This is a genomic window from Longibacter salinarum (assembly GCF_002554795.1).
In the GTDB taxonomy this organism is placed as follows: domain Bacteria; phylum Bacteroidota; class Rhodothermia; order Rhodothermales; family Salinibacteraceae; genus Longibacter; species Longibacter salinarum.
Map to the genome: position 1 here is coordinate 17944 of NZ_PDEQ01000004.1, position 21591 is coordinate 39534.

Genomic DNA, 21591 nt, shown 5'->3' on the forward strand with positions numbered 1-21591 from the left:
TAAAAAAGCGCCGCGCTTCCGTTTCCGGAGACGCGGCGCCACTGTCTGTCGGGGTCGGGAGCGGAGGGCAAACGTTCTCCGCTGGTTGACCTACCCGATCGTCTCTTTGACCGTTTCGCCGATGAGCGCCGGGTTTTTGACGACCGTTGCGCCCGCTTCTTCGAGCGCGGCGAACTTGGCTTCTGCCGTTCCTGAGCCCCCGGACACAATCGCGCCCGCGTGACCCATGCGGCGCCCCGGAGGTGCCGTCTGGCCAGCGATGAAGCCAAAGACCGGCTTGGTCATGTGTTCTTTGATGAAGGCCGCGGCTTCCTCCTCCGCCGAGCCTCCAATTTCACCGATCATCACGACGGCGTCCGTGTCGTCGTCAGCTTCGAACAGCTTGAGGACATCGATGAAGCGCGTGCCGATGACGGGATCACCGCCGATGCCAACCGCCGTGCTCTGGCCGTAGCCGGCGCGCGTAAGCTGGTCGACCGCCTCGTACGTCAGCGTACCGGAGCGGGAGATGACACCGATGTTGCCGGGCTCAAAGATCATTGCGGGCATGATGCCGATCTTAGCCTCTCCGGGAGTGATCACGCCCGGGCAGTTCGGACCAATGAGGTGGGCACCGGACTTCTGGACGTAGTGATACGTCGGCTTCATGTCCTTGACCGGGATGCCCTCAGTGATGCAAATGATCACTTCGATCCCGGCTTCTGCCGCCTCCTGAATGGCGTCTGCGGCGAAGGGCGGCGGAACGAAGATAATAGAGGTATTGGCTCCCTCCTGTTTGACGGCTTCCTCCACCGTGTTGAAGACGGGGCGGTCGAGGTGCGTTTGACCACCTTTGCCAGGGGTCACGCCGGCCACGACGTTCGTGCCGTACTCGATCATCTGCTCCGCGTGAAAGGTGCCCTCCGAGCCGGTAAAGCCCTGCACCACCAGGCGGGTGTCCTTATTGACCAGAATGCTCATGCGTAGACGAGGCTGCTTTGAGTTGGCGTGTCGTGCTCGATATCGGATTGGCGCTCTCGCGCAGGCGCTCATGCCCGCGAATCGCCCGATTGTTCGAACGACGAGCGGCGCCTGCGCCCTCCACGGTGTCGATGGTACGGTGCACACCGCGCAACCGCAAAATCTCCGGCATTTCTTCGTCCGCGAGACGGCGCTGCGGCGTTTGGCGTAGCAACGGTAGAACGTAGCCCGGGCGCATGTCGATGCTCTGGCGAACCAACGGCGATACGCGGCGGGCGCATTGCGATGCGCCCTTACGGGACCTGGCTTTCCACGCTTGCGGCCAACCATCTCTCCGTTTCTACCGTCCACACCTTCACACTTCCATACCTTCAGACGTCCCCATCCCCCCGCACCTCACCGCTCATCCCTCATTGATTCGTTCGACGGCTTGGCCGACCTGAAGGAGTAGGGACTCGTCGAAGTGGCGGCCGATCACTTGCATGCCAACAGGTAGGTTCGGCTCGGAGGGGTGCCGCCCGATGGGAACGGAGAGGGATGGGACGCCGGCCAGACTCGCGGGCACCGTAAACACATCGCTGAGATACATGGACAGCGGGTCGTCCGTTTTCTCGCCGAGACGAAATGGCGGCGTCGGGGTCGTCGGTGCAATCAGAACGTCACACGACTCGAACGCTCGATCGAAGTCATGACGGATGAGCGTCCGCACGCGCTGTGCTTTCTCGTAGTACTTGTCGTAGTAGCCCTCGGACAGGACATACGTCCCGAGCATGATGCGACGCTTGACCTCTTCGCCAAAGCCCTCCGTTCGCGACCGCGTGTACAGGGCGTCCAGTGTCGAGTTCGTATCCTTAAGTTGGGTCGCGATCCGCTCCGCGCGCTGCGCATTGCCATTTCGCTCGGCCTCCTGCTTTGCTTCTTTGAGCTCCGCTCGCTGTTCCTGAAGCACCTCGACGGTGTCCTCCTCGGAGGCCCGATGACCGTAGCGGATGCCGTCGTAGCGAGCCAGATTGCTTGACGCCTCCGCTGTTGCCAGGAGGTAATACGTTGCAACGCCATGCTCAGTATGCGGCAGCGACACCTCATGGACGACGGCTCCATCATCTTCGAGTGCCTCGACCTGCGCACGGACCATCCGATCGATATCCGGGTCGATGCCCTCGGCAAAGTACTCTTTCGGAATACCGACGCGAAGCCCCGAGACGGTATCTCCCACCGTCACATCGAGCGCTTCGAGGTAGTCCGGCACATCGACGGGCGCACTCGTGCTATCGGACGCGTCTTCCCCGGCAATGATGTTCAACACGGTGGCGATGTCTTCCACCGAGCGCGCCATCGGACCGATCGTGTCAAGCGACGAGGCGTACGCGACGAGGCCCGAGCGGCTGACCCGTCCATACGTCGGCTTCAGCCCGACCGTCCCGCAAAACGCGGAGGGCTGCCGGATCGAGCCGCCGGTATCGGACCCGAGCGCAATGTGGCAAAAGCCGGCTGCGACCGCTGTAGCGGATCCCCCCGACGAGCCCCCCGGCACAAATTCTGTATCGTGTGGATGCCGAACAGGACCAAAATGGGATGTCTCATTCGACGACCCCATGCCGAACTCGTCGCAATTCGCCTTCCCGATAAAGATCGCTCCGGCTTCCCGTAATCGCTCAATGACCGTCGCATCGTAGAGCGAGGAAAAGTTCGCAAGCATCTTGGACCCAGCGGTCACCTGCTGGCCCCGGATGCAGATATTGTCTTTTACGGCGAGGACGAGACCGGACAGAGGACGCGCATTTCCGCGCTCACGCTGGCTGTCCAGGTAGCGCGCATGGTTGAGCGCTCCGTCCCGATCCACGGTCAGCAGAGCGTTCAATTCCTCATTCCTCTCATCGATGCGCTGCAAAAAGGAAGAGACCAGCTCTTCGCAACTGGTCTCTCCTTGCTCAATCGCCCGGTGGGCTTCAGCAAACGTCGGCATGTTCATCGTACAACGGGGAAGAATCGCTGCGGGAAAGGATCGAGGCGAAGCGTCGAACGAAGACGTACATGGCAGTAGCCACGTGGATTACCACCGCGCGAGCTACTTGGACTCGGAAGCTGCGTCGTCGCCGGGATTGTCCGCGCGGGCGGGCTCCGGCGGAGCGTCGTCCGTCGACTCACGTGCGACCGGCTCTTGCTGCTGCTGACGAGCCTGCGGCGCTCCCTGTTGCGGCGGGCGCGGCTGATCGATCTGGCGTCGCTGGTCCTCTGCCTGCAACTCGCGAGAAATCTCATTCGTCGCATCCTTGAATTCACGGATGCCCTTACCGATGCCCCGAGCGATTTCGGGAATCTTGTTCGCCCCGAATATCAACAGGACGACGAGGAAGATAAGAAAGAGTTCTAGAGGGCCGGGAGTACCCATGGTAAAGCGGGGTATGTGATGGTTCGTTCTCGTCGCGAAGCCGCAACGGTGGTCGTACTCACTGCACCTTCGGCAGTTCGCACCACGTGCGTGAATGGATAGCGAACGCCAACCGCGCCACGATCGAATATGCTCCGACCTGGCTGACCTGGCCTCGCCACTACAGTTCCTACAATCGATCAGCGGCGGATCTGATTCATACGCTTTCTCGAATCCCATCTCAACGCCGGTCGGCCCCATCAAGCATTTCTCGTGAGACGAAACCGCCTGCCCGTCGATTCGGTTACGCAGGCACGAGATCTGAACCGTCTATACCGCGCTCAGATCGCCCTCTTTTTGACCTGACTAACGCCCTGCATGACTCTTACCCGCGACGATATTCTGGACTGGCCGAAAGCCGAACTTCACTGCCACCTGGACGGCTCTCTTCGCCTCGACACGATGATTGACATCGCGGAGAAGGAGGGCAAAATGCAGGTTTTACCCAGTGACACGGTCGAGGGCCTGAAGGAAATCCTCCGTGAGGTCGACAATTCGGAGACGTTGGAGGCATATCTAGCCTGGTTCCGATACACCATTCCCCTCCTGCAGACGAAAGAGGCGCTGTACCGTTGCACGTACGAGTTGGCAGAGGATAATGCGAAAGAGAACGTACGGCACCTCGAACTCCGGTACGCTCCGATCCTCCACACCGAGGAAGGGCTATCGCTGGAAGAGGTCAATGAGACGGTCCTGCAGGCGTTGAAAGACGCAGAGCGCGACCTCGACATCAATACCGGCCTCATCATCTGCGGCCTGCGCGATCGGTATGAGAGCGCGTCGATGCGCCAGGCTGAACTCGCAGCCGAATACCGCCACCGCGGCGTCGTCGCGTTCGACCTGGCAGGCGGCGAGGCTGGAAACCCGCCCAAGGGCCACCTGCATGCCTTTTATCACGCGCGAAACCACCTGCTCAACCTGACAGTCCACGCCGGTGAATCCTGGGGGCCGGACTCGATCCGGCAGGCCCTTTTCTACTGCGGTGCACACCGTATTGGCCACGGAATATCTCTTCAGGAGGACCCTGAGCTGATGCAGTATTTTGCCGACCATCGCATCCCTCTTGAAATGTGCCCGACGTCGAACGTGCAGACGCACGTGGTCCCGAGCCTGGAGGCGCATCCGATCACGACGTACGTCAAGAACGGCGTGCCCGTAACGGTCAACACCGATAACAGACTCTTCAGCCGGACATCGGTCACCGACGAACTGTGGAGCGTTTACCAGTACTGCGACATTGATGCGGAGGAACTCCGGGAAGTGGCCATCAATGGCTTTCGGTATGCCTTTATCCGACGCGATGAAAAACAGGCGTTGCTACGATCTGTGATCGATGATTTCCCTCTCGCTCCAAGTGACGAAACACCGGTCTGGTAACGGGTCCACGCACGTCTCGCTTGCCCCCTTCCCACCCTTCGTGAGTCCATGACGCAGATCCTCCCAACCGCCGTCTCTCTCCACGGCTCGGTATCCATCCCCGCCGACAAATCGATCTCCCACCGTTCGGCGATGCTCTCGGCGCTCGCGGACGGCACGTCCCGAATCCGCAACTTCCCGCGATCAGCGGACCCCCTGTCGACGCTGCGGGTCCTTCGCGGCCTGGGCGTATCGATCCATCGCGACAACGACGATGTTCTCGTCGTCGAGGGTGTCGGTATCGACGGACTGCGCCCCCCCGACGCGCCGCTCGACTGCGGAAACTCCGGGACGACGATGCGCCTCATGTCCGGAATCCTCGCAGGCCAGCCATTCGGCAGCGTTCTGACGGGCGATGAATCGCTCCAGATGCGGCCGATGAAACGAATCGCAGACCCGCTGCGAGCGATGGGCGGCCGCGTGACGCTTGTAGATGGCCATGCGCCCATCCGTCTCCGTCCGGCGCCCGAAGGCGGTCTCAAGGGCACGAAGTACCGGCTACCCGTGGCATCGGCCCAGGTGAAGTCATGCGTCCTTCTCGCCGGGCTTTACGCACGTGGCCGGACGACCGTCATTGAGCCCACGCGCTGCCGTGATCACACGGAACGAATGCTCGGGCTGGAAACACACGAAGTCGGGGGCGAACGGGAGATTTACGTCGATGGCGGCCACCGTATCGAACCTGGAACGTGGACGGTCCCGGGTGACTTCTCCGGCGCCGCATTCTTCATTGTCGCGGCGACGATTACACCGGGCAGTGAGATTCTAATCGAGAACGTCGGCCTAAACCCATCCCGAACGGCGCTAATCGACGTGCTTCGAGAGATGGGCGCAGACATCCGAATCGAAAATGAACGAGCCGAAGGAAGCGAGCCCATTGGCGACATCCTCGTGTCCTCTGCCCCGCTTCATGGCGTAGAGGTCGGCGGCCGCGTAATTCCAAACTTGATCGACGAGGTCCCCGTCCTGGCCGTTGCGGCCGCGTGCGCAGAGGGGCAAACCGTCATTCGGGACGCAGAAGAGTTGCGCGTCAAGGAAACCGATCGCCTTCACGCCATCACGGAGAACCTCCGGGCCATGGGCGCGGAAATCGACGAGCGCCCAGATGGCCTCGACATCGAAGGAAACGGGCCGAACCTCCTTGGCACGACGGTGCGAAGCTTTGACGATCACCGCATTGCGATGGCCATGGGCGTTGCAGCCTGCGTCGCCCACGGTCCGACGCAAGTCGTCGACGCGAAGTGCGCACGCGTATCGTTTCCCGGGTTCTGGGACGAACTGGATCGTCTCGCGAAGCCACGGTAAGTTAGAGCCTACATGTGGACGGATCCTTTACGCCACGCCCGCCCGGCCCCCCTGCCTTTTCTGACTTGCCTACTCCCTCCATGCATCGTGCATATCTTCGTCTGTTCGGGCTCCTTCTGGTCGCCCTTTGTGTCACGCTCCCCTCTGCGCCGGTTCTCGCTCAGGAAACGCCTCCCGCCGCCCCCGACCGCACCGAAGGAGATGGCCCCTACGACCGCCTCATCCTTCGAGGCGCCACGCTGATCGACGGTACGGGCGCGCCTCCGATCGGCCCAGTCGATATTGTCGTTGAGGATGACCGTATCACCGAGATCCGCAGTGTGGGGTACCCGGGCGTTCCCATCGACAAGAGTGAGCGTCCAGCTCCCGGTGACCGAGAAATCGACCTGTCCGGCCACTACATCCTGCCGGGGTTCGTCGACATGCATGCTCACCTCGGAGGCATCAGTCAGGGAACGACGGCCGAATACGTCCTCAAGCTCTGGATGGCCCACGGCATTACGACGGTGCGAGAGCCTGGAAGCTTCAACGGGATGGACTGGACCTTCGAGCACCGAGAGCGGAGCGCCGCCAACGATATCGTCGCCCCCCGGATCGTAGCCTACGTCGGCTTCGGAATGGGCGAAGATCAGCCTCCAACCACGCCTGAGGCCGCACGCTCCTGGGTGCAAAGCGTGAAGGAGCGCGGCGCGGAGGGTATCAAATTTTTCGGTGCCGCGCCGAACGTCATGAAGGCCGCCCTCGACGAGGCAAAGGAACAGGGCCTTGGCACAGCCATGCACCATGCTCAACTGAACGTGACGCGCGTCGACGCACTCACGTCGGCTAGCTGGGGGCTCACGACGATGGAGCACTGGTATGGCCTACCGGAAGCGCTCTTCACCGACCGGGTCATCCAGGATTATCCGCCCGACTACAACTACAACAACGAGCAGCACCGATTTGGCGAGGCGGGCCGACTCTGGAAACAGGCCGCAGCCCCGGGCAGCGACCACTGGAACGCGGTCATGGATTCGCTCATCACCCTCGACTTCACGATGGTCCCGACGCTCACAATCTACGAAGCCAGTCGAGACCTGATGCGCGCCCGTCATGCCCCCTGGCACGACGAGTATACGCTGCCATCCCTCTGGGAATTCTACCAGCCCAGCCGCCGCGCCCACGGCTCCTACTGGTTCCACTGGACGACGCAGCACGAGATCGACTGGAAGGAGAATTACCGTTTGTGGATGACCTTCCTGAACGAATACAAAAACCGTGGAGGACGTATTGTGACCGGCTCCGATAGCGGCTACATCTACAAGCTCTATGGCTTCGGCTACGTGCGCGAACTGGAGCTGCTTCAGGAGGCCGGTTTTCACCCACTGGAGGTCATTCAGGCTGCGACGCTGAACGGCGCAGAGACGCTCGGCATGGACGACGAGATTGGCTCGATCGAGGTTGGCAAGAAGGCAGACTTTGTCGTGGTCGACGAGAATCCTCTCGAGAATCTGAAAGTCCTCTACGGCATCGGGGCCTTGAAGCTGGATGACGAAACCGACGAGCCAACCCGCGTCGGAGGCGTGAAATACACAATTAAAGACGGCATCATCTACGACGCGCCTGCCCTGCTCGAGGACGTCCGGCAGATCGTCGAGGACGCGAAGGCTGCTGATGAGTAACATCGGACGTGCCACGGTAAGCACACAAGCGCCCCGGACCGGTGTACCCGGATCGGGGCGCTTTTTTAGTGGCGGCCGAGTTTACGCGTCCTCCAGTCCATCATCGAGAAAGTCGCGAGCCGGCGGCAAGTGCTCCGCCGGTACCCAGCGGTGCGTGTCCATAACAACGCTGCCATCCGTATCGAAGGCCACCTCCTCACTACGAAGCCGCTCCTCCATCACCGTCGGCGTCTCGAAAAATCGTGCGCCCGTCAGTTCGCCGTTTCGGTTCACGACGCGGTGACAGGGAAGGTCGCTTCCGACCGCAGCGTTCATCGCCCACCCGACGGTCCGCGCCGCCGCTCGGGTGCCAACGTATTCCGCAATGTCGCCGTACGTCGCGACGCGTCCAACGGGAATTTTGGCTACAACGTGCCAGACGCGTTCGTAGAAGGAGGACCGGGAAGTAGACAAGGGGTAGGCGTTCTATATTGTCAATAATCGGTATTTCTACGGCTCCGCTACGTCAAGCTCAATGGTTCGTGACGATGTAGACTGTGCAACATCGTCGGTCATTTCAACAGTGAGGCGGATGGTATCTCCGTCTTCGACCTCCACGTCTCCCAGGTCAACCAGAATATACTCCTCAACGCGGCTGGAAGAGCCTTCTTGCGTCACCTCCGTGGAGCTACGCTCGAACTGATCGCGAAGTAACCAGCGCGGCGATCTCACCTCTACGTCGTACTGGACGGTATACTGGACTCGGTCGTCCGATCCATATCGCAGATTATACGCCTCAAAGTAGATTACAAGCTGATCGTCCGGCTGAATCTCCATCCGCGGCGTAGGCGTCGCGGCAGATTCTATGGACGAGCCAACGAGCGATTGGATCTCGACATCCCGTGGAAGAAGCATGGGACGAATGTCGCTGAGCAGGAGTCGTCTCCCCGTCTCGTCCAGCGGGGAGAGGTCACGCTCCCAGTCAACGGCGTAGGAGAACGGAGGCCCGTACTGGACAACATCTTCCTTGATCGTCGACATGTGCGCGTTCGTCTGGAGGGCGAGATGCTTTGCATTTTTTGGTAAAGCGAACGTGAGGCTATTCGTTCTGCCTTTGCTCACATCCGCTGAAGCATCTTCAAATACGACGAGTTGGCGCTCGGCCCCGATGGACTGATAAGACGGGTCGCGTATGCTGACGTTTACCTCCACGGAGCGGTCCTGGTATCGACTAAGGGAGGAGCGTCGAAAGCGTTTCACGACCGACTTATCCGGTTGCAGCTCCTCCGGCTCCATCGCCCAATCTAGCACCACCCTCGTCGTGCCATCCGGATTCAAGAAGCGAGACGTGATGTACTGTAGATCAGCCGTTGGGAGCTTGATGACCTCCGTCGCCTGCGCTGGCATTTCCTTATCTCGGCGTCGTTCAAAGTTTCTATCCGCGGCCTCCACCTCCGACACGATGCGAGTGGCCACGACCGATGGTTGTTCGTTTACTGGATACGACATCCCCCCGAGTTGAGCCACCCTCCTGTTCTCCTCAATCAAGGAAGCGTACTTCCACGTGTCCAGATAAGCAAAGGCGATATGGTCCTGGTAGTAGGCCAGACGCTCGTATACAAGAGACATAATACCCAACAAGCGCACCGCATTTTGATTACCGCGCCTAGATGGACTGAGCGCCAAAGCTCGTTGCCGTTTTGGTATCAAATCCGTTGACCTACCGAGCTCAAATTCATCGTCGTCTTCGATAAAAAGAAACGATCCATTTTGAGCTAGGGCCGGGTAACTCCAAATCTCGTTTTCCGGAAAACCGTCAATCATAGACAGGTTGTGCATCTCATCCCAGTTCACCTGGTCAACGCGGGACGGCGGTCCGTATTTCACATAGATGAGCCCCCGATCATCAAAACCGCTAACTGACTCGGACGAAGCATACTCTCGCTCCGCAATCTGAACCCGTTCGACGTGCTCCAGGAGTCGCTCATTGCCCGGCGTCGAAGGCACTACGTCTTGCATTCGCCACCAGGCCAGCAACCGCTCGCCAGCCTCATCTGCGAACACCCACTCGTCTGGCTCGTCCCGGTCTCCTTCGCTCACAACAGCGTCGTAGGTTGAGTCCGCGAGCATAAACACCATCTGTGAGAATCGCTTTCGCACCGCGTCTCGGTCTTCAACTGAAAGCTGGTCTGCACTCGCACGTTGCAGAATACAGAGATAGAGTTTCGCGGCTCGTTGCTTCGACACGCGGGATTCCTCCTTTGACAGACGATCCATTTCTGCATCAAGCGAAACAACGCCCTGTTCGCAGAGCCCTGGATTCGTAAACCGACCTGCATGCGCGTCCGAAGTCACGCCAACCTGCAAGAAGGTACTCAGATATAGAGCGATGGCTGCATAAATATGCATGATAACCCCCTTCTAATTACATGATACACATTGCTTATATACCCAGGTCTTCTACGTTTGTTCAAACGCTCGCTCTCGTTTTCAGGATTGTAAAAGGTCGCTGCAACCAGCAGGATACCGGTTCGCACGCCTTGGCTAGATACACAAAAAAAGCCGGAGCCTCGCTAAGAGACTCCGGCTCGTGGCGCTTTGTTTGTAAATCCAACACGGATGGCACATCCATCCGGTGGATCGTTGCAAACCTTAGAGTCCCGGGGGAATGAGAAGACCATCGATCACGTGTACGACACCGTTTGAAGCTTCGATGTCGGCGAGATCGATGACCACCTGTGCATCACCGTTGATCTCAATAACGGTTTCACCATTGGCCGTTCCCGACGTAATGGTGAGCTCTTCGCCATTCAGGGTTTGCACCTGCTGCGAAGATCCCAGGTCTTCGGAAAACGTCTCCGAAGCAACAACGTGGTATTGAAGGATTTCGACGAGTTGGGCTTCCGTCAGCTCGTCGCCAACGACGACGCCATCACCATCGGCGTCGAGCGAGGCAAGCGTAGCGTTGATGGCTCCACTCGTCGGAGCAAATACAGTGAACGGCCCCGCGGAATCATCCTTAAAGGTTTCAGCCAGCGGCGTGTCGGCTGGATAAGCGCTAACGAGACTGGCGAGCGTCCCCGTTTCATTGAGGATGTTCAGCCGTTCAGCAATGTTGATCTCGCTGTTCGTAATCGTCGGATCTGCCGTCTCATCACATCCCATGAGTCCTATTACAACCAGGACTAGGGCCACGTGACGAAGCCAGGATAGGGATGGGCGCATCGTAGAGAATATGTTCATGTCAACAAGAGGGGATCATCGGTAATTCGGAGGAATCTCCTCTCTGCGTTCCACAGTTCCGAACGCAGAGAGGAGCGGTTCAGATCATTCGCCAGGTTTAGTATCCCGGGTTCTGATCATCCTCACTAATTTCGCTGTTGATTTCGATCTCGGTCTGCGGGATCGGCAGGATCCGCTGAGGATCGCCTTGGACCGTCGTTCGCATCGGGGAGCCCGTGCGCACGAGGTCATGGCGGTAGTCGCCTTCGAACGCCAACTCAAGGCGGCGCTCAAGGAGAACCGCGTCGATCAGATCTTGCTGCGACGATGTGTTCACCGAGGAGGCGCCTGCGCGGGTCCGAACGGTGTTCAGGTAATCCTCCGCGTCGTCTTCGCGAGCAGCATAATCGGAGCGTGCGATAGCTTCCGCAGCGATGAGATACATCTCAGCACCGCGAAGCACGATGGCGTCATCACCGAAGTTGCTATCAGACCACTTGTTCGTCCATGGAGCACCGCCATACGCATAGATCAGGAAGTCGCCACTGTTCGGCGCGCTCGCCTGGCCCAATCCGCGTTCGTCCGAGGTTTCGTACAGGCTGATTAGATCCGATGTGGGGTTGATATCGCCACGTCCACCGAAGTCACTCGGCAGATAAAATGCACTTGGGAAATCGTTCGTACCCGAGTTGTCGATTTCATTGTTGGCGACACTGAAGATGATCTCCGTGTTCGTCTCGCTCACAGAAGCATAGATGGAGGAAACGGATTCAACGAGAGACATATCTCCGGAGCCGATGACCGCCTCGGCGTCGTCAATCGCGCCCTGGTAATCCCCCGTATAGAGGTTCACTTTGGCCCGGAGTGCCTGAGCGGCCGTACCCGATCCTCGGTTCCGATTCGAGATGCCACCGAGTTTACTGACGGCATCATTCAGATCCGTATAGATCTGGGAGTACACCGCGTCGACCGTTGCACGCGGCTGATCGGTAAATTCCGAATCGGTCGCCTGCTCTAGCGTACGTAGTGGTTCGAGGGTGAGCGGGACGCCTAGCTGGTCATTCGTGCCACCGATGTTGTACGGCTGTGCAAACCACCGTACGAGATCGAAGTACATCAGCGCGCGAAGGAACTGTGCCTCGCCGGTGATGCGATCGAGGTCGGCAGAGCTAATATCCGGAACCTCAGATGCGCGAGCGATGATGGTGTTGAGACGCAAAATGACATCATAGTGATCGTCCCATACCGTCAGGCTCGGGCCGTGCGTCGACGTAATATTAAAGCTTTGGGCCGCAGACCATGTGCTGAAGGATCCCGAGAAACTCGAGTTTCCACTTTGAAAATCCGCAGCCACGACCGGGAACCCGCCGTAGTTGCCGGGAAGCTGTAGGCCGTCATAAGCACCGTTAAGTGCAGCTTCCGCATCCGTGACGGAGGTGAAAGCCTCCTCTTCAGGGATGCTTTGCTCCGGCTCCACATCGAGCGTGTCGCAACCGACCAACCCGAGGGCCAGCACGGCGGCGACGAGAATCGTAAAGGTGTGTCGAGCAATCATGAGTTGTTTCCTGTATTTCAGTAAGTCGAGGAGGCAGCGCACGAGCCCCCAGGTAGCTCCCTCTTCCCGGACAAACGCCGAGAAAAAGGGAGCTGTTGGGTGGCCATCGGAACGCGGGGCTTTTACCGCTTAGAGCGTGAGGCTAAAGCCACCAGTAATCGAGCGCTGCTGCGGAGCCGTGAAGAAGCTTTCACCGGAGTTCAGGACACCAAAGCTTCCGCCGGTGTTCACTTCCGGATCCCCTGTTCCATCGGTAATCTTGTCGAAGGTCAGGAGGTTCGTTCCTTTCACATAGATCCGCGCTCGGGAAATCTGAAGCGCGTTGAGCACGCTAGACGGAAGACTGTAGGACAGCGTCACGTCGCGAAGACGCAGGTAGCTACCATCCTGCAGCCACCGTGTGGATTGCCGCGTGTGATTGTCGGCGATGTCCGCGAAGTAGTTACGCGGTACGCCCGTGACGTCGCCTCGCTCCTGCCAACGGTTCATGTAGTTCTCGTGCAGGTTAAACGTTGCCGGGAGCATCATGAACCGGTAGGTGTCGTTGTAGATATCATGCCCTGTTTCGAACTGCAGAAGGGCACTCAAACTAACACCTTTGTAGCTGAACCGGTTGGTCAATCCGCCGGTCCATGTCGGAAGCACTTTTCCAACGTTCCGGCGATCCGTACCCGCCGAAGGGCTGGTTGTGAGGCTACCGTCTGCGGCTCTCCAGAGAGGCTTACCCGTAACCGGGTCAACACCTTCATACGGTATCAGGTTGAAATAACCGAGGGGCTCGCCTTCTGTGGCATACTGCACCCCGGATGGAATTTCCTCAACCAGATCCGTGACTTCATTCTTGAGCCACGAGAGGTTGAAGTTTGTTGTCCAGGAGAATGCGCCCGTAAGGTTGCGCGTCTCAAGACCGAGATCGACGCCCTGGTTCTTCATCGACCCGACGTTGCGGAAGTAGGAGTTGTATCCCTGGCTTCGCGGCACCGGAACCTCAAGGATGAGGTCATTGGTGGTCTTGTCGTAGTAATCTGCCGTCAGGAAAATCCGGTTATTGAAGAGACCAAGATCAAACCCGACATCAAGCTGCGTGACACGCTCCCACTTCAGGTCCGGGTTGGAGATCTGTGAGGGTACGAAGCCCGGCGTCCGGTTGTAATTGTTTCCAGCGGCAAACAGGCCCAGCTGCGGGAAAAAACCAATCTGGTCGTTTCCAGTCACACCGTAGCTCGCGCGAAGCTTCAGCTCCGAAAGAGCATCGACATCTTCCATAAACGACTCGTCGGAAACGAGCCAGGCAACCGATCCAGCCGGGAAGAATCCGTACTGGTTGTTTTCACCGAAGCGGGACGAACCATCAACACGAGCGGAAAACTCGAAGATGTAGCGATCGTTCAGCGTGTAATTCAAGCGGGAGAAGTAAGACTCCAGACCGCTCTTTCGATCGACGGTTGACGATGTCGTTACCGGCGTCGCGCCGGAAGCTACGTTCGGGAGTTCGTTGTTTGCGAAGTTATTTGCCTCCGCAAACACATTATTCCGGCGGTCAAACTCGAAGCTTGACCCACCCAGAATGCTTACGTCGTGGATGTCGTTGAATGTGTCCACGTAATTGGCGGTGTACGTCATCAGGTACTTCCGCTGCTCGCGGTAGTACTGAGCACCGAATCCGTTCGGCTGTCCATCCGTCGACTCTTGAATGTACCGGAAGTACTCGTCGACGACGAGCAGGTCACCACCAACCTCCGCCCGAAGCGTGAGTTTGTCGATCGGGTCCAACTGGATGAATGCATTACCGTACGTACGCCAGTTGTAGGCGTCCGCTTCGTTGAACTTGGACGATGCGACGACGTTGTCGGCGATGTTCCACGGGTTCTGGAAGTTGAATCCGCGATAATCACCGGGCTCCGGCGTTCCATCTTCTTCCTGATCGACACGAATCGGAACCACCGGTGGAACCAGCGCAGCAGACGTCAGCGGCGCCGACACCAGGTTATCCGACGAGGCACGATCATTCAGGGATCGCGTAACCGTCAGGTTAGCACCGGTACGTAGCCACGGCGTCGGGTCATGCTCAACATTGACGCGTCCGTTGATACGACGGAATTGGTTCTCAATGATGTAGTTCTGCAGATCGTCGTACGACCCACTGACGAGAAAACGTGTTTTCTCATCACCTCCGCGAACAGAGAGATTGTACGTCTGCGTAACGCCCGTCTGGAAGACCTCGTCCACCCAGTTATAGGTCGGAGCCTCATCGACCTCAGGCAGTGTCGGATAGCCAAAAACCTGTGTACCAACGTTCGGGTCGGCTGGGAAACCGAAGAAAGCACTCGCGTTAGCAAACCCTTCGCGATACACCTCGGCCCACTGTGAACCGTTAAGCATGGACCACTTCTCAACCGCCGGCGTGACCGCACCCGCTTCGTAGCCAAAGCTGACCTCGGTTTGCCCTGATGCTGATCCGCTCTTCGTGGTAATGAGAACCACACCATTCGCGCCTCGCGATCCGTAAATCGCCGTGGCGGACGCATCCTTGAGGATCTCAATGGACTGGATGTCAGACGGGTTCAGGTCGGCGAGCGCATTGGTCTGCTGCCCGAAGTCGGATGCCGACGTACCGGAAATAACCGGGATGCCGTCGATTACATAGAGCGGCTCGGTGCCAGACTGAATCGATGACGGTCCACGAACCTTAACGGAAATCGCGGCACCGGCAACACCGGAAACCGTCGATACCTGCACGCCGGAGGCGCGGCCCTGGAGCAGCTGCTCCGTTGACACAACACCTGCCTCAGCGACCTCGGCCGCGTCAATCGACGACACAGATCCTGAAACGCGCTGACGCTGCTGCTGGCCGTAACCGACAACGACAACCTCTTCGAGTTCTTCAGTCCGCGGCTGCAGCGCGAAATCCAGACTTGTGGTTTCGCCCGCAGCGACGTCGACGGTCTTCATCATCGGATTGTAACCGACGAACGAAGCCTGAACCTCGTGTGTCCCTTCAGGGACGTCAAACTCGAAGTTACCGTCTGCATCTGTTGCGCTACCGATACCGAGCTCTTGAACTCGAACAGTCGCGCCCGGCAGTGGGTCGCCGGTTGCTCCGTCCGTAACCGTACCGGATAATGTCCCGTCCTGTGCGAACACAGTCGCAGGTGCGAGGAGCAATATTGCCACCCCGCATAGAAGTTTAGTAAACAATGCCTTCATGGTTGATGTCCTCTGGTGAAACCGAGAAACGGTGAGATCCGATCGAGATTCCGATACTCCAGCTGGGTGCGTGTGGGACGCAGACCGAGCAGCAACCGAACCTCGAGCGTGTGTGAACTAACGTTGTAGCACTCACTTCATGGCTGAACAGTGGAAAAAACGTCCTGAAGCCATGAATTGGGACTCGTCACCCGGCGGCGAGCCGCAGTGGGACGCGGTCGGCGCAACGGAGAGAGTGCTGTGCACTGAGGCTGACGTTCATGTCATCCTCAGGAGCATGACGAGTATAAGTTTCGCAAAAAGAACGATGAAGTCAAGCGGAAGTCAGATTTCAGCACCACATCTGAGATAGGTGGGCCAACCAAGCTGGGAATCGCACAGTCGAATGACCACACTGCACGTTCCGTTTAGCGGTTGTCTACTGCGCACCACATCTTGATCAGAACAACGGAACAGCTGAGTGCACGCCTCTACATGCGTACCAGGCGGCTGAACGCATTCGGCCTAATACGAGTATCAGCGTTCATTTCCTGTTTCAACTCACCCCTTACGCGTTCTATACAGTCTAAATACCTGGTTGGTACAGTTCTGGAATGAAGCGGTGCGAAGTGATCATGCTGAAATGGCCTAGCGATCCGGCTACCATAGCGAGCATGGGCACGGTTCTCTTTCCTGATGATTTGCAGAAAAGTGATTATCGCCTCATGCTGGCTAAGGAATATATCTCGCTAAATCATGATTTCAAACTGACAATCACAATAGGCGCGGATTCCGGGTTAATGTTAAGCGCTGGTCTATGACTGAATAACGCTATGCGCTATGCTGCCTTGACATGTTCCTTTATGAATCGGTAACAATGTGCGAGCCATCCTTGAAGATGTCAAGGCGAATCTTGAAAATCATGTTCCGCAATCGTGCCAGACGGATACGACGCACTACTTGAGTTGACGATACGAATCAAGGTACTCGCGCGACAGACGGGGTTCTGATTCCCTTGTCTCACTCCGTTGGGAAAACAAACTGTACCGGCATAAAACCAACTTCATCACATTTGGACGTTCCCGAGGAGACGTTCGGCACGCGAATAGACAGCAAACCTTCCCGCTAGCGCTAACTATAACAACCCACTCGCATTCGATACGCTCTTCCGTCGTGATCTCCTGACTCCCTCAAACTGTGTCGACTCCCCCTATTCCTGCCCCCGCCCTTGACGCACTGCGAGATCTGTTCGGTGCCGATCGCGTCAAGCAAAACGTCCCCCTCGCCCCCTTCACGACCTTCCAGCTTGGCGGACCTGCTGATGTGTATGTCGAAGCTCAAACCGACGACGAGCTTGCACAAGCCATTCGCATTGCCCGTGAGCACGACGTCCACTTTTTCCTGTTAGGGATGGGAGCGAACGTTCTCGTGGGCGATCAAGGCTTTCGGGGCCTTGTGATTCGCAATGCGGCCACGCACACTGAGATTGATGCGGATGCAGGGACGCTCTGGGCCGAAAGCGGGGCAATCATGTACCCAACCGTGATCAATCAGGCGATCAACGCCGGACTGAGCGGCCTCGAACACTACGCGGGCATTCCATCTACGGTTGGCGGCGCTCTCTGGCAGAACCTGCACTTCCTCTCCCCTGCGCCGGCACGCGAGCGCACGATGTTTATCGAAGAGGTCCTTCAGGAGGCCGACATCCTGACGGAATCGAATGAACGCCGGACGGTGGGCGTCGACTACTTCGAGTTCGGCTACGACGACTCCATCCTTCACCACCGCGACGACGTCGTACTGTCGGCCACCTTCCAACTCGACGCGGGTGACCCGGAACGGATGCGGGAGATTGTCGAGCAAAATTTGGAGTGGCGCTCCCTCCGTCATCCACCGCTCGATACGGAGCCCAGCGTCGGATCCATCTTCAAGAAGATCGAGGGCATCGGCGCGGGCCGCCTCATCGATGAATGCGGCCTGAAAGGCGCGAAAATTGGTGGCGCACGCGTGACCCACCGACACGCCAATATCTTCGTCAACGACGGCGGCGCAACGGCCGCGGATCTGATCGGACTGATCCAGTACGTTCAACGCGTTGTCGAAGAGAAGACGGGGTATCGTCTGGAGACGGAAATCGGATTCATCGGTCAGTTCGATGAGCCCTCCGAGGAAACACCGACGTTTGTGCCGAAAGACCCGGACCTCGTTACCGCAGCCGACCTCGCAAAGAAGCGACAGGCCCAGGCGAACAGCTAACGTTTCCAAACGGATGCGCGAGTCTGCCCGGAATCGGGTCCTGTTTTGCGGACATCCTGCATTCGCTTCGGAATACGCCCGTAACGGTCGGTCCTCGCGACGCTAGAAGCAATGAAACGTCGTGCATCTCACGCACCGGGTCTAGTCCGTCCGTGCCAACGGATGGCCTTCTGCGCTCGCGATTTTGCGGTCCATCCGCCAAACAGGTGATCAGCGCTTCACCGTTTCGAGGTTCTGTGCAAACGCACCCGCCTCCTCCTCCAGCCGCGCCCGGGCCTCGAGTCCGTCTCGCCATTCGTCCGGAAACGCCTTCCAGCCGTGGAGTGCCCCCAGTAGTGCGCCGAGCATTGCTCCGTGCGTATCGGCATCCCCACCGACGTTGATGCTCGACAGCAGCGTATTCTCCAGAAGATGCGGCCGTCGCACGAACATCGCGCAGGCGTACGGCCACGCCTCGTCCGCCCGAACGCCGGCGCCGCCACAGAGGTCGCGCATGTCGAGCGGAAATTCGTCCAGGTGCATGCGCAGTCGTTCGAGTCGGTCGGAGACGCGCCGGTCCGAGTCGCCATCTCCCGACACGCTGTTTTCGGCGTAGATGACGTGCTCGATCAGGTCCTTCCAGAACGACTCTTTGTCGAACGTCTCCACGTCTGCCTCTATGGCGAGAGCGACCGCCCGAGCCTGCCCATAGCCGGCCGCAAGGGAAGCCGGGTGCCGATGCGTCACGGACAGCACCGGGATGATTGCATCCAGGGCTTCATCCCTTGACGCTCCGGTGCACGCCCACCACACCCCGAGAGGCGCAGCACGCATCGCCGCTCCGTTCGTCGGATTGTTCGCGCTTCCGGATGTATCTGGGGACACACCCTCCGCGAGCCGATCAATGGCTGCTTTCGTCGTCGGCCCCCAGCGCCGTGCATCATCGCGAAGCACAACATACTGCGTTGCCACTGCCTGCGGCCAGGTCGCTGGCTCAACATTGGAGGCCAGCGCCCGAACGAGCGCAAACGTCATCTGCGTATCGTCCGTCCACTGCCCGGCGTCGAGATCTTTTCGCTGCTCATCATCCCGATATTCCTTGACACCCTTGTAGTAGGTCCGGACATTCTGATGACTGATGCCTTCAATCGGCATCCCAAGGGCGTCACCGACGGCGGTGCCGAGACACGTACCGAGAATGCGGTCGGGGGAGCAAGCCATATAATCGGGTCGTCATTCTGATGAGCGGAGCGAAAAAAAGCGGGCGCCGAACAAACATCGACGCCGGATTTCCGGTGGGTGTGGATCCGTGGTCGGCGTAAGCCGTGTGTGTCGAGCGCTGCGTGCTACCTGTCATCACCAACGGACGCTACATGAACTGGATTCGCGGGGCCTGGGCCGTTTTCCGCAAAGATCTTCGTACGGAGCTTCGTAGCCGGTACGCGGTGAACGTTCTGCTCATGTTCGTCCTGTCGGCCCTCCTGCTCGTTCTGTTTGCGATCGGACAAGAAACGGTCAGTGAACGGGTTCAGTCCGCTCTCCTCTGGATCGTCATCCTGTTTTCGGCCTCGATCGGGCTCGGACGGTCGTTCGTCTCGGAGGAAGAGACGGGGACCATGCTACTCCTGCAGCTCAACACGCGGGCAAGTATGGTCTTCGCCGGTAAGCTTCTCTACACGCTCGTTCTGGTGCTTGGTCTCAACACCGTGGCCGTCCTCGTCTTTCTCCTCATTCTCGGGATTCCCGTTCGATCGCCCGGTCTACTGGCGGCGACCCTTGCCCTCGGCGCGCTGGGACTTTCCGGAGCCACCACGCTGCTTGCAGCGCTCATCGCCCGGGCTGCGCGAAGCGGACCTCTGCTTCCCGTTCTGCTCTTACCCTTGTTGGTCCCGCTTCTCCTCTCGGCCGTGACAGCCACAAGGAAGGCCATTCTCGGCGTCGAGTGGGCCGCTGCCGAAAGCGAACTGATGACCCTGATCGGATTCGCCGGGGCAACCATCTCTGCTGCCACCCTCCTCTTCGATTACGTCTGGACGGACTGAAAGAAGTTCAGAGTTCAAGGTTCAGAGTTCAAGGTTGGGAAGGACGTTGTCGTCTTCAATTGACGAAGTTGGCCTGCTCTTTCGTCGTGCCTGTAACCAAATTCTTATCGGATTTCGGTATCTCACACATCATTGTTTGCGCCGCGGAGGCGGAAGACTCTACTGTATGGTGACAGCCTTCGCAGAAAAGACAGCAACCGTTACACAGAGGCTAACCATACTCCAGTACGTAGCAGTTCGGTGTAAATCAGGATGGCTCGAAGCTAAAACAATTGCCGATACGACTCACGTACCCGGGAAGCACCCATTGAACTCTGAACGCTGAACCCTGAACTCTGAACCTTCCCTACCTGAACCCTGAACTGTATTATTTTTTCAAGCCGGGTGCGGACACTTTGAGTTGCCTTGACGTTGCCAATACATCAAGCATCTTTCTCCGGCCCGCCGGATCGATATGGCGACATCTTCTCCCGCTTCCCCATCTCCCGTCGCTGACGTTGGATCGCGTATGTACACGGCGGTTCGCGTGTTTGTGACGCTAACGCTTACGTACGTCATCGTGGCCGGTCTGCTCGGCACAATCCCGCAGATGTCGATCCTGGAAGAGACAGCGCGGAACCTTTATTTCCACGTCCCGATGTGGTTTTCGCTGATGGGACTGACGGTTGTCTCCGCCTACCACTCGTTCCGCTTTCTTCAGACGAGAGATCTGCTCCGGGACGTACGCGCACGTGAAGCGGCTCGCGTTGCGATGCTTTTCGGCCTGATCGGTATCGTGACGGGTATGATGTGGGCGCGATTCACGTGGTACGAGGGCACGAACAAATGGTGGAACTTCGACCCGAAGCAGTCGATGGCCGCGATCCTACTTCTCATCTATGGCGCGTATTTTGTTCTGCGCTCAGGCATCGATATTGTGGAGAAGCGAGGTCGCATCGCAGCCGTCTATAATCTGTTCGCCGTGGTGACGATGCCCTTCCTACTGTACGTGCTTCCGAGACAGATGGACAGTCTTCATCCCGGTGCAGAGGGAAGCCCGGCGTTTAGCCAGACAGACCTCGCCCCGGCGATGCGCTGGATCTTCTACCCGGCCGTCCTCGGTTTCTTTGGCCTGGCCTGGTGGATCTACACACAGCGCGTTCGGGTCGCATGGCTTGAGGAAGACGCCCGTGATGAACCCGAACTGTAAGATCACCCCGCCCGTCTTTCTGCGCGCGACATCCCCTGTTCGATGACGATCACCCCCCTTCCGGCCTCCGCCGTCCCTCATACGCTTCCGTATGTGAGACTCGATGCTGCGTCGAACGCTCGTCTACAGATATCTGCAGAACAGGACAGCGCGACGACAGCACGGAGCGCACAAGCGACCACGCAGGACTCCTCCGCGTACGACTCCGTCTGGACCGCCGAGACGGAGATCCCCACGAAACAGCCCCAAGGATTCGAGCAGACGATGATCGCTGACGGCAAAATCCTCGTTGTCCTCGCCGTGGTATTGATCATCTGGTTCGCGATTCTCGGCTTTCTTTTCCGAACGGACCGACGGATTACCTCACTGGAACGCGAGATCGAACAGGACCGTTAAGTTTTTGCTGTCTG

The 21591-nt window shown here is 58.5% G+C and carries 17 protein-coding genes; 7 read left to right on the plus strand and 10 right to left on the minus strand.

What is annotated here, in order from left to right; translation table 11 throughout:
- Positions 1-90: 90 nt before the first annotated feature.
- The 4 genes from sucD to CRI94_RS08555 form a co-directional block, all read right to left on the minus strand.
- Entirely contained in the window at positions 91-960 is an 870-nt protein-coding gene (sucD, locus tag CRI94_RS08540; protein WP_098075285.1) for a succinate--CoA ligase subunit alpha, read from the minus strand.
- Positions 941-1219, minus strand: a complete 279-nt coding sequence (locus CRI94_RS08545) for a hypothetical protein (RefSeq protein WP_143815346.1) — start codon at positions 1217-1219, stop codon at positions 941-943. Before CRI94_RS08545 ends, sucD begins: the two co-directional genes overlap by 20 nt.
- 144 nt (positions 1220-1363) lie before the next feature.
- Entirely contained in the window at positions 1364-2932 is a 1569-nt protein-coding gene (locus CRI94_RS08550; RefSeq protein ID WP_098075287.1) for an Asp-tRNA(Asn)/Glu-tRNA(Gln) amidotransferase subunit GatA, read from the minus strand.
- A 96-nt stretch (positions 2933-3028) separates the two neighbouring features.
- Positions 3029-3352 (minus strand): Sec-independent protein translocase subunit TatA/TatB, encoded by a 324-nt coding sequence (locus CRI94_RS08555; RefSeq protein WP_098075288.1) that lies wholly within the window; start codon positions 3350-3352, stop codon positions 3029-3031.
- 357 nt (positions 3353-3709) lie between these two features.
- Between CRI94_RS08555 and add the strand changes: the two genes are divergently transcribed.
- The 3 genes from add to CRI94_RS08570 all read left to right on the plus strand — a co-directional run bounded on the left by add (position 3710) and on the right by CRI94_RS08570 (position 7773).
- Positions 3710-4768: an adenosine deaminase gene (add, locus tag CRI94_RS08560; RefSeq protein WP_098075289.1), complete on the plus strand. Its 1059-nt coding sequence runs from the start codon at positions 3710-3712 to the stop codon at positions 4766-4768.
- Between the two features lie 48 nt (positions 4769-4816).
- The gene (aroA, locus tag CRI94_RS08565) at positions 4817-6112 is read left to right on the plus strand and encodes a 3-phosphoshikimate 1-carboxyvinyltransferase (RefSeq protein WP_098075290.1); all 1296 of its coding nucleotides are present in this window, start codon (positions 4817-4819) and stop codon (positions 6110-6112) included.
- Between the two features lie 80 nt (positions 6113-6192).
- Positions 6193-7773: an amidohydrolase family protein gene (locus CRI94_RS08570; RefSeq protein WP_098075291.1), complete on the plus strand. Its 1581-nt coding sequence runs from the start codon at positions 6193-6195 to the stop codon at positions 7771-7773.
- A gap of 81 nt (positions 7774-7854) precedes the next feature.
- Here the strand turns inward: CRI94_RS08570 and CRI94_RS08575 are convergent, their stop codons facing one another.
- The 5 genes from CRI94_RS08575 to CRI94_RS08595 form a co-directional block, all read right to left on the minus strand.
- A complete protein-coding gene (locus CRI94_RS08575) occupies positions 7855-8226 on the minus strand; it encodes an MGMT family protein (RefSeq protein ID WP_098075292.1) in 372 nt (123 codons plus the stop codon).
- A 36-nt stretch (positions 8227-8262) separates the two neighbouring features.
- Positions 8263-10029 (minus strand): GWxTD domain-containing protein, encoded by a 1767-nt coding sequence (locus CRI94_RS08580; protein WP_179862220.1) that lies wholly within the window; start codon positions 10027-10029, stop codon positions 8263-8265.
- A gap of 375 nt (positions 10030-10404) precedes the next feature.
- Positions 10405-10995 carry a fasciclin domain-containing protein gene (locus CRI94_RS08585; protein WP_218919368.1) on the minus strand — a complete coding sequence of 197 codons (591 nt, stop codon included), beginning with the start codon at positions 10993-10995 and terminating at the stop codon, positions 10405-10407.
- Positions 10996-11092: 97 nt separating this feature from the next.
- The gene (locus tag CRI94_RS08590) at positions 11093-12529 is read right to left on the minus strand and encodes a RagB/SusD family nutrient uptake outer membrane protein (RefSeq protein ID WP_098075295.1); all 1437 of its coding nucleotides are present in this window, start codon (positions 12527-12529) and stop codon (positions 11093-11095) included.
- A 129-nt stretch (positions 12530-12658) separates the two neighbouring features.
- A complete protein-coding gene (locus tag CRI94_RS08595) occupies positions 12659-15673 on the minus strand; it encodes a SusC/RagA family TonB-linked outer membrane protein (RefSeq protein WP_179862221.1) in 3015 nt (1004 codons plus the stop codon).
- A gap of 1239 nt (positions 15674-16912) precedes the next feature.
- Between CRI94_RS08595 and murB the strand changes: the two genes are divergently transcribed.
- Positions 16913-17971: a UDP-N-acetylmuramate dehydrogenase gene (gene murB / locus CRI94_RS08605; RefSeq protein WP_098075298.1), complete on the plus strand. Its 1059-nt coding sequence runs from the start codon at positions 16913-16915 to the stop codon at positions 17969-17971.
- A 210-nt stretch (positions 17972-18181) separates the two neighbouring features.
- Here the strand turns inward: murB and CRI94_RS08610 are convergent, their stop codons facing one another.
- Entirely contained in the window at positions 18182-19171 is a 990-nt protein-coding gene (locus CRI94_RS08610; protein ID WP_098075299.1) for an ADP-ribosylglycohydrolase family protein, read from the minus strand.
- A 152-nt stretch (positions 19172-19323) separates the two neighbouring features.
- Between CRI94_RS08610 and CRI94_RS08615 the strand changes: the two genes are divergently transcribed.
- The 3 genes from CRI94_RS08615 (at position 19324) to CRI94_RS08625 (ending at position 21577) form a co-directional block, all read left to right on the plus strand.
- Complete coding sequence (locus tag CRI94_RS08615; RefSeq protein WP_098075300.1) at positions 19324-19992, plus strand: heme exporter protein CcmB; 669 nt, start codon at positions 19324-19326, stop codon at positions 19990-19992.
- Between the two features lie 454 nt (positions 19993-20446).
- The gene (gene ccsA / locus CRI94_RS08620; RefSeq protein WP_179862222.1) at positions 20447-21181 is read left to right on the plus strand and encodes a cytochrome c biogenesis protein CcsA; all 735 of its coding nucleotides are present in this window, start codon (positions 20447-20449) and stop codon (positions 21179-21181) included.
- A 42-nt stretch (positions 21182-21223) separates the two neighbouring features.
- Entirely contained in the window at positions 21224-21577 is a 354-nt protein-coding gene (locus tag CRI94_RS08625) for a CcmD family protein (RefSeq protein ID WP_098075302.1), read from the plus strand.
- Positions 21578-21591 lie beyond the last annotated feature (14 nt).

Excerpts from the sequence above, each read along its gene's own strand:
- sucD (WP_098075285.1), bottom strand. The coding sequence starts at position 960 with ATGAGCATTCTGGTCAATAAGGACACCCGCCTGGTGGTGCAGGGCTTT.
- CRI94_RS08550 (WP_098075287.1), bottom strand. The coding sequence starts at position 2,932 with ATGAACATGCCGACGTTTGCTGAAGCCCACCGGGCGATTGAGCAAGGA.
- CRI94_RS08555 (WP_098075288.1), bottom strand. The coding sequence starts at position 3,352 with ATGGGTACTCCCGGCCCTCTAGAACTCTTTCTTATCTTCCTCGTCGTC.
- add (WP_098075289.1), top strand. The coding sequence starts at position 3,710 with ATGACTCTTACCCGCGACGATATTCTGGACTGGCCGAAAGCCGAACTT.
- aroA (WP_098075290.1), top strand. The coding sequence starts at position 4,817 with ATGACGCAGATCCTCCCAACCGCCGTCTCTCTCCACGGCTCGGTATCC.
- CRI94_RS08570 (WP_098075291.1), top strand. The coding sequence starts at position 6,193 with ATGCATCGTGCATATCTTCGTCTGTTCGGGCTCCTTCTGGTCGCCCTT.
- CRI94_RS08580 (WP_179862220.1), bottom strand. The coding sequence starts at position 10,029 with ATGGATCGTCTGTCAAAGGAGGAATCCCGCGTGTCGAAGCAACGAGCC.
- CRI94_RS08585 (WP_218919368.1), bottom strand. The coding sequence starts at position 10,995 with ATGAACATATTCTCTACGATGCGCCCATCCCTATCCTGGCTTCGTCAC.
- CRI94_RS08590 (WP_098075295.1), bottom strand. The coding sequence starts at position 12,529 with ATGATTGCTCGACACACCTTTACGATTCTCGTCGCCGCCGTGCTGGCC.
- CRI94_RS08610 (WP_098075299.1), bottom strand. The coding sequence starts at position 19,171 with ATGGCTTGCTCCCCCGACCGCATTCTCGGTACGTGTCTCGGCACCGCC.
- CRI94_RS08615 (WP_098075300.1), top strand. The coding sequence starts at position 19,324 with ATGAACTGGATTCGCGGGGCCTGGGCCGTTTTCCGCAAAGATCTTCGT.
- ccsA (WP_179862222.1), top strand. The coding sequence starts at position 20,447 with ATGGCGACATCTTCTCCCGCTTCCCCATCTCCCGTCGCTGACGTTGGA.
- CRI94_RS08625 (WP_098075302.1), top strand. The coding sequence starts at position 21,224 with ATGACGATCACCCCCCTTCCGGCCTCCGCCGTCCCTCATACGCTTCCG.